General features: G+C 36.7%; 10 protein-coding genes. 7 read left to right on the top strand and 3 right to left on the bottom strand.

Going from position 1 to position 11,441, the window contains the following annotated elements; all coding sequences use genetic code 11:
• From ACOI1D_RS19280 to sspO, 5 genes are all read left to right on the top strand, one after another.
• A partial coding sequence (locus ACOI1D_RS19280) for an ATP-binding cassette domain-containing protein (protein WP_422503564.1) occupies positions 1-554 on the top strand: 554 nt, incomplete at its 5' end.
• A complete protein-coding gene (locus ACOI1D_RS19275) occupies positions 555-1,505 on the top strand; it encodes an ABC transporter permease (RefSeq protein WP_422503562.1) in 951 nt (316 codons plus the stop codon). It abuts the gene before it with no gap.
• 27 nt (positions 1,506-1,532) lie between these two features.
• A complete protein-coding gene (locus tag ACOI1D_RS19270) occupies positions 1,533-2,231 on the top strand; it encodes a response regulator transcription factor (protein WP_422503560.1) in 699 nt (232 codons plus the stop codon).
• Positions 2,228-3,610, top strand: a complete 1,383-nt coding sequence (locus ACOI1D_RS19265; RefSeq protein ID WP_422503559.1) for a sensor histidine kinase — start codon at positions 2,228-2,230, stop codon at positions 3,608-3,610. Before ACOI1D_RS19270 ends, ACOI1D_RS19265 begins: the two co-directional genes overlap by 4 nt.
• Before the next feature lie 176 nt (positions 3,611-3,786).
• On the top strand, positions 3,787-3,951 hold the full coding sequence (gene sspO / locus ACOI1D_RS19260) for a small acid-soluble spore protein O (RefSeq protein ID WP_422503557.1): 165 nt from the start codon (positions 3,787-3,789) through the stop codon (positions 3,949-3,951).
• A 102-nt stretch (positions 3,952-4,053) separates the two neighbouring features.
• On the opposite strand, the gene ACOI1D_RS19255 is transcribed toward sspO, so the two are convergent.
• The 3 genes from ACOI1D_RS19255 to ACOI1D_RS19245 form a co-directional block, all read right to left on the bottom strand.
• Complete coding sequence (locus ACOI1D_RS19255; protein WP_422503556.1) at positions 4,054-4,518, bottom strand: divergent PAP2 family protein; 465 nt, start codon at positions 4,516-4,518, stop codon at positions 4,054-4,056.
• 620 nt (positions 4,519-5,138) lie between these two features.
• Positions 5,139-5,639, bottom strand: a complete 501-nt coding sequence (locus tag ACOI1D_RS19250; RefSeq protein ID WP_422503554.1) for a GNAT family N-acetyltransferase — start codon at positions 5,637-5,639, stop codon at positions 5,139-5,141.
• A gap of 21 nt (positions 5,640-5,660) precedes the next feature.
• The gene (locus ACOI1D_RS19245; RefSeq protein WP_422503551.1) at positions 5,661-6,671 is read right to left on the bottom strand and encodes a glutathione S-transferase family protein; all 1,011 of its coding nucleotides are present in this window, start codon (positions 6,669-6,671) and stop codon (positions 5,661-5,663) included.
• 461 nt (positions 6,672-7,132) lie between these two features.
• Here ACOI1D_RS19245 and ACOI1D_RS19240 point away from each other — a divergent pair, with 461 nt between their 5' ends.
• Complete coding sequence (locus ACOI1D_RS19240) at positions 7,133-8,314, top strand: exonuclease SbcCD subunit D (RefSeq protein WP_422503550.1); 1,182 nt, start codon at positions 7,133-7,135, stop codon at positions 8,312-8,314.
• A gap of 23 nt (positions 8,315-8,337) precedes the next feature.
• Entirely contained in the window at positions 8,338-11,430 is a 3,093-nt protein-coding gene (locus ACOI1D_RS19235; protein WP_422503549.1) for an AAA family ATPase, read from the top strand.
• The last annotated feature ends 11 nt before the right edge of the window (positions 11,431-11,441 follow it).

The raw sequence follows: 11,441 nt of genomic DNA, 5'->3' as shown, positions 1-11,441 counted from the left end.
TAGGGCTTGAGAAAAGTATAAATAATAAAGTCCGCAGTTATTCTTTAGGAATGCGTCAAAGATTGGGGTTAGCTCAAGCATTACTTCATTCACCATCACTGTTAATATTGGACGAGCCCACAAATGGACTGGATCCATCAGGTATTCGTGAGATTCGAAATTACATTCGTAGCATCGCTCATGAGGAAAACATGGCTGTGTTTGTTTCAAGCCATTTATTGGCTGAAATGCAATTAATGTGTGACCGTATTGGAATTATTCAACATGGAAAATTGATAAGTATGGAAAATGTGGGGGATTTTGTCGGTAATTCAGCTAAAGCTAGTATTCGGTTTTACGTGAAACCTCTTGATGAGGCATTCTCATTCCTGCAATCGATTTATGATACGACGGAAATGAACAAAGGAAGTGACTTCTTGGATATACATGTAAATCATGACTATATTGCAGAGGTGAACGAATCATTAGTAGTAAATAAATTTAAAGTGTTTGGCATAGCATCAAACCAGTCAACCTTAGAAGAGAAATTCTTAGAAATAACGGAGGAGAAATAGATGGTATCATTAATCAATTTGATTCGAAATGAAAATATGAAGTTGTATAAGCGGACAGGTACCTGGGTGATGATTGGATTGATTTTCTTAGTTGTTATTAGTCTTGGGTTATTCTCTAAATTTGCCATGCAAACAAATGATAATATAAATTGGAAAGAAGAATTAAGAGTGGAAAATGCTCAATTGAAACAAACCGTTAAAGATAGTCCTTTAATGGGAGTTGGGGATAATTATGCGAAGCAACATATAGAAATTAATACGTATCGAATAGACAACAATATTCCTCCATTAGAGTCGCAGTCACTTTGGGGATTTATGGTTGATGCGACAAATTTCACTGGAATAGTCGCATTATTTACCATTGTTGTCGCAGCTGGAATTGTTGCAAGTGAATTTACATGGGGAACAATAAAGCTATTATTGATCAGGCCGGTAAGTAGATCGAAAATACTTGTGTCAAAGTATATTTCTACAATCCTTTTTGCTCTGTTCTCGCTATTGGTATTATCTGGTTTATCGTTTCTTATAGGCAGTTTACTTTTTGGTTTCGATGGTACGCAGCATCCTTATTTAGTATACAATGATGGACAGGTTGTAGAACAGAATATGGTTATGTATATTATTAGTCTATTAGGGTTCAACAGTATCGACATTCTTATGATGGTAACATTGGCATTTATGATTTCAACTGTATTTCGCAGTAGCTCTCTAGCTATCGGTATTTCTTTATTCTTAATGTTTACCGGGCCCCAGATTGTTCAACTGTTAAGTAATTATGATTGGGTAAAGTATATATTGTTCGCCAATACTAATTTTCAACAATACAGTAATGGAGTTCCGTTGGTCGAGGGGATGACCATGACCTTCTCAATTATTGTACTAAGTGTGTATTTTATTATTTTCATTACCCTTACTTGGGTTATTTTTCAAAAGCGAGATGTTGCAGCATAACGTTGCTTTATATAAAGGCGGGATACGATGAGTAAAGATAAAATTTTGATTGTAGAAGATGAAGAAGAGCTCGGGGAACTTGTAAGGGACTATCTTCAAGCAGAGGGATATACGGTAATTCTTACAGGTGAGGGGGAGCAAGGCATTAAAAAATTCCATGAAGAAGAGCCAATTATGGCTGTGCTTGATATAATGCTCCCTAACATTGATGGGATTGAGGTGTGTCGTATGATTAGAAAAGAATCCAACATTCCAATTCTGATGATGAGTGCGAAAAAAAGTGACACTGATAAAATTATCGGACTTGGAATCGGAGCGGATGATTACATAACAAAGCCTTTTAGCCCAAGAGAATTAGTAGCTAGAATTAAAGCTCATTTACGTCGCTATAAGTATTTATCGGGTAATAATGAAGATGATGGCATCATTCAGTACGGTGACTTAAAATTAAACAAAAATAGATTTGAAGTATTCGTGAGTGGTGATCAGGTCAACTTATCCGCAAAAGAATTTCAACTACTTCACTTGTTAGTTTCCCACAAGGGACAAGTCTTTTCGAAAGAGCAATTGTATGAAAATGTATGGGGTTATAGCCATCTTGGTGATAGTAATACAGTGACTGTATATATGCGCAAAATCAGAGAAAAAATTGAAGTCGATTCTTCCAAGCCTAACTATATTCAAACGGTATGGGGGATTGGTTACAAATTCAGTGATTCGTTATGAAATCGAGTCTAAAGACAAGGCTTATTCTCGCGTTTTTCTCAATTATTCTTATACCGATTCTTGTGGTTATTCTCAGCTTTTTTATTGGCTCAAAAAATCTAATAAGCGAAGATGATGACCAGCTTGACCAACTCTTTACAGATATAAAACAAGAAATCAGAATCAATGAAGATTTTCTTCCTAATGAAAAACAATTTAACAAAAAAATCACACCACTGTTGAATCGTTATGATATCAATCTAACTATTCAAACGCAGAGTGGTGAAAGATTGTTTGATTCGAGGAATTTTCGCTCCGTTCAAGAAGATAATGATTTTTTTTTCAATCTCAATAATTTTCAGGTTCAAGTACAGACTAGTGAGGGAGATGTGTGGAATGCAGATATTATAGCAAACTCTTATCAAAGGGAACCATTTAATATATTTAAAGATATTATCAACCTTGCTCTAATCAGTGTTGGTGTTGGATTATTTACCTTGATCGTACTCATCTTAGTATGGACAAGATATATATCAAGAACAGTACTATTTCCATTAAGGCATATTTTCGAGGCTACAGAGGAGATGAAAGAGGGTAATCTTGATTATCCTATTAACTATAAACGAGGAGATGAAATTGGTAGATTTATTCAAGGATTTAATTTAATGAGGCAGCATTTAAAAGAATCTTCTATCAAACAAAAGCAATATGAAGAAGCAAGAAAAGAACTGATTGCTAACATATCCCATGATTTACGAACACCTTTATCCTCCATCAAAGGATATGTGGAAGGACTTCAAGATGGAATTGTACAAAACGAAGAAATGAAAATGAGGTATCTTCGTGTGATACATGATAAAACAAATCATCTTGACACATTAATTGAAGATTTATTCGAGTTTTCAAAGATGGAGTTAGAGCAACTCCCAATTGAGAAAGATGTCGTAAACATGGCTGATTTTTTCCTTGATATGCTTGGGAGATTTCAATTTGATTTGCAGATTCGAGGAGTGGATATGACTTTCACGAAGCAGATCCCACCACTTAATATTGGTCTTGATCCTACACGAATAGAACAAGTGATGAGTAACTTAATCGATAATGCTGTTCGCTATGGCGGTGATCGGATAACTATAGAAGTGGAAGTTGATCAAGTGAAAGGAAGCCTATCTGTTATCGTGAAAGATAATGGACAGGGAATGGATGAGAAAGACTTAACAAACATTTTTAACCCATTTTATCGTGGCGAAAAATCAAGATCAACGAAACACGGTGGTTCGGGACTAGGTCTCTCTATTGTACAATATATTGTACAAGCACATGGTGGGGAAATAAAGGCGGAGAGTGAAAAAGGAAAAGGAAGCTTATTTATACTCACGATTGCGAACACAATTAGCTGATCGTGCACAGGAATTATTTACTTCAAAACAAGAAAAGCTAATCCCGAGGGGTTAGCAGAAAGCTGTTACCACACAAGAAGAACGGTCAGTCGGAATCCCTCCTCCAACTCTACTATCAGTATAGTTGGATAATGCATGTACAACTAGGCAAACTAACGTTATGGAGGTGTTTGAAAATGAGTGAAGACAGAAAAAACCCAAAAAGAAACTACAATGGTGGTATTAGTGATGAACAGGCGGTTAGAGGAGATCTGTCAAGGAAATTTGATCACGAAATGGCAAATGAACCACTAACCCCAGCTGAAAAGTTTAACAATAAAAAAACAAAGAAACGACAATGAACATGACTATATCTAACAACTAGTGATTATAAAGATAACCATCATTTGCAGATAGGCTTATGGTGGTTATCTTTGATTGTTCAAAACAATTCGGGGAGCTAATCATTTTGGTTTTTCAAAAAAATAGCTACCAGCGCCAATTGCTATTCCTAACGCGATTCCACCGAGAACCTCAACAGGTAAATGCCCAAGCATTTCCTTTAATTCTTTTTCCCGCTTTTTGTGGTTAATGCCAGGGTGATTATCCGCAATTATCTCTAACTGTTCGTCCATATCGTTTACCGCTATGGCTATTTGCCCTGCTTGCCACCGGATTCCCATTGCATCATACATAACGATCAAACTGAAAATACTACTAGCACCAAAGTCTATTGAAGACACACCTTTTTTTAGAGCTATATAGGTAGTTAGGGATGTGACAGCCGAAGAATGAGAACTAGGCATCTCACCGCTGCCGAATAATTTTTTCCAATCCCATTTATCGGTTCTTAAATAATTCAAAGGTATTTTTAAAAACTGTGCAGTGCCTATTCCTACTAAAGCTGTACAGATCGCTCGATTTAACATATGTCACCTCAAGATATAAGATGGGAAAGAAAGGTATTTTTTATTCAGGAAATGATATTTTATTTTCAGCAGTAAGGAAAGTTTATAAACTTTCCTTACTGCATAAGTGCATATAGTTCTTTCGCCATAAGGCTTTGCGAAAAGCTAAGTTTTCTAAGAGAGACAACTATATTAAAATGGTGCAGAACAATTGAGGGGTTTGGAATGACATAGAAAACATTTGAAGATACAGTTAAAAAAATAATAATGGAAGACCACCTAAAGGTAGTAAATCAAAAAATAGCAGCATTTTGGGCCACAGAAAGTACGGAATATATAATTCACTATTTTTGAAATACAATATCCAGAAGATGATGCCTTAGCAAAATTATTGTATCGGGACGTGCATGGGTGGTAGTGAAATAAGGGTAGGTGAAGCTCGAAAATCTGCATTCGCTGGCTATGCAGTGGCTCGTGATGCTTCGGAAACTGGCGCTATTGCAGGTTACCAGTGAAAAAAGCAACACCAAATTTTACTGATCTTAGCAAAGGATAAGCCTGAATGCAGCCCGAAAATATATGTTCAGTTCACATCTAGAATTAACGCATAAAACGGTACTTTAAGTTTTTTATGTTTAAAGTTATATCGATAGTCGGAATGCCTTCACAATGACACCATCATTTGCTGGTTCAAAGTCGTGTTCTGGTAAACGTTCAAACCCCATTCGCTCGTAAAGTTTTATTGCATTTTCCATAAAGGAACCTGTATGGAGTCCGATTGAGTTAAATCCTCTCGCTTTGGAACGTTCAATGCATTCAGCTATTAATGCTGATGCAACCCCACTACCCCTAGTTTGTGGGTCAACAGCAAGTACACGAATTTCAGGGTAATCAAGTTCATCCACATACCCTTCATAGGCATCTGTATTTGGGGGGAATAGAGCAACGCTTCCAACAATTTCACCTTCTTTTTCAGCGACAATCAGGTCAACCCCTTGACTGATATCTGCATCAGAAGATATTGCCTGTTTTAGAGCCTGCCAATGTTCAGCAGAGAGAGCCTCCGTATGTTCACTATAAGCTTTAACCCTCTGTTCCCGAATGTATGGTAGTTCGTCCTGTAAAGCATTTCGTATATTCATTTTAAAATTTGCCTCATTTCATTACTTTTTTTGAATTAGAAATTTCTCAACTTTATTGCTTAGTTTATGACGTTCATGTGGCGTGTTCCATATAGATAAATCAGGTCCTTTAGGAAGGATGTTTTCATCTGTTTTGTCAGGGTTAATTGTAATGGATAGATGATAATGTCTTTTAATTCCATCAAAGTCTGTCGTATCGCCAAAACCTGGTGTTTGGTATAAATCCCTTGCATAGCCCCATAAATGAGTATACTCGCGAATTAGGTTCCGATTTGTATTAAAAGCTGTGTAATAGGCTGCGTCAAACCGAGCTAATGTTGTGTAGAGTCTAACGTCAGAATCTGTAATAAAATCCCCGAATAAGAATCGTTGTTTAGAGAGTCTATCTTCTAATTCGTCTAACTTGTCAAATAATTGGTCATAAGATTCTTCATAGGCTTCTTGAGATGCAGCGAATCCACATTTGTACACGCCGTTGTTAACCTTATGGAAAATAACTTCACTTAATTCATCAATTTCCGTCCGTAAATGCTCTGGGTATAAATCGGGAGCATTTTCTTTATGAAGTGGCGTCCAGGAAGTTTCAAAAGCGTTGGTTAATTTGAAATAATTGTTATTCACAGCTTCTTTTTTCTTGATATCTACCATTACTGGAACTGTTGGCCGGCCGCTATAGTTTGAATCCGCATTTTTGTAGACTTCACTTATATATTGAATACCAAGAACCGGGTCCACATTATCTGTATCTAAAGAAAATTCCCAGTCAACCCGACCGATTCTTGGACGAAGGGGGCTTGCTGTTCCTAAACTAATGCTGTCCTCTAGTCCAAGCAATTTCCGTACAATTACAGAGCGATGTGCCCATGGACAAGCCGCTGACCATAACAGACGGTAACGACCAGCTTCAATGGGTAATTCACCTGTATTATTGCCAAATGGAGTTGTAAAACGATTGGTCTGGCGTTTGAAAGATCCATCTGCTTCGATTTCCCCTGGTTTTTTGGCAGTATCATTTTCATTAGTTTTAGTCATTCGAATTCCTCCTACTTACTCATTCTATCCAGCAATTATCATATAATTTCACGTGATTTGGTAATAATCTGCTTTCAAATTATATTTGATGTTTTTTGAGATTAAATAATAATTGAAATATGAGCTTAGTAATTCATGCTAAAATTCTATTTCATGATAGAAAACAATGGGGAAATTTCTAAACCGAGGATGTATATATTCAGATAATTAAGTTCTATGGGTGTTAGTTGAATTGCTTCAAGTAAGTAGTAGCAGTATACTGAAACTAGAATAAAAACATTGTCGGATATCATCATCACCTTTCTGGGAAGCCTACGAACTACACCAACAAGAGCGATAAAAGGAATACCTCAGGATTGGAAATAAAATCAAATTAAGAATTCAGTAAACAGATAGACTAGCAGTATATTATACTAGTAGATAGTAGAAAAACGTTTAAGAAAATGAAAGGGGAGAGATTCATGAAGTTATTACATACAGCTGATTGGCATTTAGGAAAACTCGTCCAAGGGGTATACATGACTGAGGATCAGAGCTATGTTCTTGATCAGTTGGTTAACACAATTGAAGAAGAGAAACCGGATGCTGTAATTATTGCAGGAGACTTGTATGATCGTGCTGTGCCACCAACCGAGGCTGTTCATTTGTTGAATGAAATCTTAGAAACGATTGTTTTGAAGCTGAAAACTCCAGTCTTGGCAGTGGCAGGCAACCATGACAGCCCAGGTAGATTGAACTTCGGCAGCAGTATTATGAAGGAGAAGGGTTTTCATGTTGTCGGTAATTTTACGAAAGAGACGAATCCGGTTATTTTAAATGACAATCATGGTGAAGTCCATTTTCACCTTATTCCTTATTGTGATCCAAGTTTGGTTAGAAACGTACTGGAATCTGATGAAATTCGTTCACACAATGATGCTACCGAGCAAATTGTGGAAAACATCAAACTTCATATGGATCAAAATGTGCGTCATGTATATGTTGGACATGCTTTTGTCACTCCTTTGGGGGAAGAAAAAGATAATACGAGTGATTCTGAACGACCACTTTCGATAGGGGGAGCGGAATATGTTGATGCCAATCACTTTGCACCATTTCATTATACGGCACTAGGACACCTGCATCAGGCCCACCATGTGAAAAATGAAACGGTACAGTATTCTGGATCTATTTTAAAATATTCTATTTCTGAAGAACATCATAAAAAAGGATTCCATATTGTCGAGATGGATGCTGATGGTAACGTAACAGTTGAAAAGCGTTTCTCAACCCCTAAACGGGATATCCGTACTGTCGAAGCGACACTAGAAGACTTGTTGACACATCAGATAAATGAGGATTATGTGTTTGTTAGCTTACTAGATGAAGCACCTGTTTTATCTCCAATGGAAAGAGTTAGATCGGTTTATCCAAATGCCATGCATGTTGAACGCAAAAACTTTGCATTAACTAATACGCTGAATCAGGAAGAGGAACTGGTGAATCGCAGCAAAATGAGTGATTTAGATCTATTCAAATCCTTTTACAAGGAAGTGAAGGGGATTGAAGCAGCAGAAGATACGGAATCTATTTTTAAAGAAGTGCTTGACGAACTTTTAAAAGATGAAAATGAGACTAATAAACAGGAATCTATTCCAAATTAATAGATAGAAAGGAGGTATACCGAGTGAAGCCACTTAAACTGACAATGACGGCATTTGGACCATACAAGAATTCTGAAGTAGTTGACTTTACAGAGCTTGAGCAAAATAATCTATTTGTTATCTCTGGTAATACTGGTGCAGGTAAAACAACTATCTTTGACGGAATATGTTTTGCCTTGTATGGCAGTGCCAGTGGAACTGACAGAGAAGATAGTAAGATGCTTAGAAGTGATTTTGCAGAGGACAATACGCATACAGCTATTGAGCTAGAGTTTGAGTTAAATGGTAGGATATATCGTATCCTTCGACAGCTTGGACATGTCAAACAAGGAAATAAATCAAAAACTGGTGAGCAATATGAGTTTTATGAAAAAATAAATGGGAGAGAGATTCCCTGTGTAGACCGGCAGATGGTTTCAGAAATTGATAAGAAGGTAGAAGCGATTATTGGCTTGACACAAGATCAATTCAAACAAATTGTAATGTTGCCTCAGGGTGAGTTTCGAAAACTGTTAACCTCTCAAACTGAAAACAAAGAAGCGATATTGCGAAGGCTTTTTAAGACGGAAAACTACAAGCACATCAATGACATTTTAAAAAATAAAAAAACTGTTATTGAACAAAACTTTAGGCAGGCTCAACAAACGAGAGATCATCACATTCAAAGCATCCCAGCAGCTTTGCCAAAAAGAGAGGCTTCGACACTATTCCAGGTGCTATCTGAAGAATATTACAATGTGAATCAGGTGGTTGCTGGACTTGAGCAAGAAGCTTTATTTTATCAGGATAAGATTTCTGCAGATCAACAGAACTATGACGCGGCATTTAAGAACCATGACAAGAAACAAGGTGAATTCCACTTAGCCCAGGCTTTAAATGAACGGTTTGAAGAATTGGATATGAAGGAAAAACAGTTAGGTGAACTTAAGATTCAAATTCCTGATTTTATCACAAAAGAAAAAGTACTTGCAGAAGCGGAACGTGCAAGCCAGATTGAAATCTATGAAAAACAGGCTAATGAGTGGCGGAAGGAAGAAAAAGATAAAGATGAAGCCTTAGTTGCAGCCAACGATGCAAATAAACATGCTGAAGTGAAACTTGAGCAATCTAAAGCAATCTATCAACAGGAAGAAAATAAATCGAGTGAACGAGAAGAAGTTGGGAAAAATCTGCAACGATTAAAGGACTACCTGCCAACTATTAAAAAACTTGATGAACAGAAAAGGGATCTACAGCAACTTGATCAAAAAAGAAAAACGTCCTTTGAAAGTCTAAATCAAGTCAAAGCCCAGTTGACGGAAAAGAGCGACACTGTAGAAGCAACATACAAAAAAATCAATGAGCAGGATCAAACAGTGAGCCAATTGCCGGAAAAACAAGAAAAATTATCAAAGATGAGAGAGCAAGTCAAAGTGTTAATGGATTATTTGAAGTTAAAAAGTAATCAAACTGCATTTGAGAGGGAGCTTCGTAAGAAAGAGGAAGCTTTAAATAAAGTAAAAGCTGCATACAATGAAATAGAAGAAGGATGGCTGAACAATCAAGCAAGTTTTTTAGCAAGTCATTTACATGATGGAGAGTCTTGTCCTGTCTGTGGCAGTATAGAGCATCCAAATAAAGCCTTGAATCAGGACAAACAGGTTACTAAGGAACAGCTTGATGCTAAGAAGAATGAGCTTGATGAAACTGACAAGGAATATCGTGACGTACTTGTTGAACACAAATCGAATGAAACGCAATTAAAGGAAAAAGAAGTGGATCTTCAAAACTTCCAGATTCCAACACAAGATGCATCAGATGTAAAAGACAAGATTGTCGAACAAGGAAAGCTCTTAGGCGAAGAAGTCAATTACTTATTGAAACAGCGAGATGAAATCAAAAAGCATAAAGAGTTTTATGAAAAAACAAAGGAAGAAGTAAGGCAACTGCAACTAAAGAAAGAACAGCTGGAGAAGTCCTATCAGGAGCAGCATTCATTGTATGAGACATCAAAAGCAGTTTATGACGACCGATTAAAGAATATCCCCGAAGAAGTGACAATTCTAACTAAGCTCGAAAAAGAAATTAGTGAAACAGAAAAATTAAAATTACAGCTTGAAAAAGCATGGAAAGAGTCTCAGACAAAACTACAGCAAGCTAGAGAAGATCAAACGAAAGCAGCTTCCAACATGACACACGCAAAGAAGCAGTCAGAGGAAACAAAAGCCAAACGTGAAAAAGCAGAGAAACAGTTTGCGGAAGCACTGGTCAAAGCTGATTTCGAATTTGAGCAGGCTTATCAACAAGCAAAAATGCTGTCTGCTGAGCAAGAGAAATTAAAAGAAGCAATTCGTGTATTTAACGAACAATTGGCTATGAAAAAACAGCAAGTAAAAGAGTTGGAGAATGTTTTAAAGGACAAGACAAGGGTAGATTTGTCGAAACTAAAAGAGAAATTAGCTGAATCGAAGCAGGTATATGAATTAGCTTATAATACATTAAACCTATCAAAGCAGTATCAGCAGGAATCAGCTAGTTTACGAACAAATATTACAGTAGCTAATGACAAAGTAATTGAGCGTGAAAAAAAACTAGCTACAATTACGGATTTATATGATGTTCTTCGAGGTCAAAACAATCAAAAAATATCGTTCGAAAGATATTTACAAATTGAATACCTAGAACGAATTATTGAGGCTGCGAACGGACGATTAACACGTCTTTCTAACGGGCAATTTTATTTAATCAGAAGTGACCGGCAGGAATCACATGGGAGACAAAGTGGCTTAGCACTAGATGTATATGATGAATACACTGGCCAAACGCGTGACGTTAAAACATTATCTGGTGGAGAAAAATTTAATGCTTCTTTGTGCCTAGCGCTTGGAATGTCTGATGTCATACAAAGTTTTCAGGGGAATATTTCCATTAATACCATGTTCATTGACGAGGGATTTGGATCATTAGATGAAGAATCTCTGAATAAATCAATAGAGACATTAATAGATTTGCAAAAATCTGGACGAATGATAGGTGTAATTTCCCATGTTCAGGAGTTAAAGACTATGTTTCCAGCAATACTTGACGTGTTAAAGACGAAGGAAGGGTATAGTAAGACCAAGTTCGTTATCAAATAGGTAATGTTTAG

Source organism: Virgibacillus sp. DJP39, from assembly GCF_049310925.1.
Taxonomy (GTDB): Bacteria; Bacillota; Bacilli; order Bacillales; family Amphibacillaceae; genus Virgibacillus_F.
This window is presented reverse-complemented; position numbering and strand designations above follow the sequence as displayed.

Bases quoted from the DNA above. Each gene is read 5' to 3' on its own strand.
- ACOI1D_RS19275 (WP_422503562.1), top strand. From the start codon at position 555: ATGGTATCATTAATCAATTTGATTCGAAATGAAAATATGAAGTTGTAT.
- ACOI1D_RS19270 (WP_422503560.1), top strand. From the start codon at position 1,533: ATGAGTAAAGATAAAATTTTGATTGTAGAAGATGAAGAAGAGCTCGGG.
- ACOI1D_RS19265 (WP_422503559.1), top strand. From the start codon at position 2,228: ATGAAATCGAGTCTAAAGACAAGGCTTATTCTCGCGTTTTTCTCAATT.
- sspO (WP_422503557.1), top strand. From the start codon at position 3,787: ATGAGTGAAGACAGAAAAAACCCAAAAAGAAACTACAATGGTGGTATT.
- ACOI1D_RS19255 (WP_422503556.1), bottom strand. From the start codon at position 4,518: ATGTTAAATCGAGCGATCTGTACAGCTTTAGTAGGAATAGGCACTGCA.
- ACOI1D_RS19250 (WP_422503554.1), bottom strand. From the start codon at position 5,639: ATGAATATACGAAATGCTTTACAGGACGAACTACCATACATTCGGGAA.
- ACOI1D_RS19245 (WP_422503551.1), bottom strand. From the start codon at position 6,671: ATGACTAAAACTAATGAAAATGATACTGCCAAAAAACCAGGGGAAATC.
- ACOI1D_RS19240 (WP_422503550.1), top strand. From the start codon at position 7,133: ATGAAGTTATTACATACAGCTGATTGGCATTTAGGAAAACTCGTCCAA.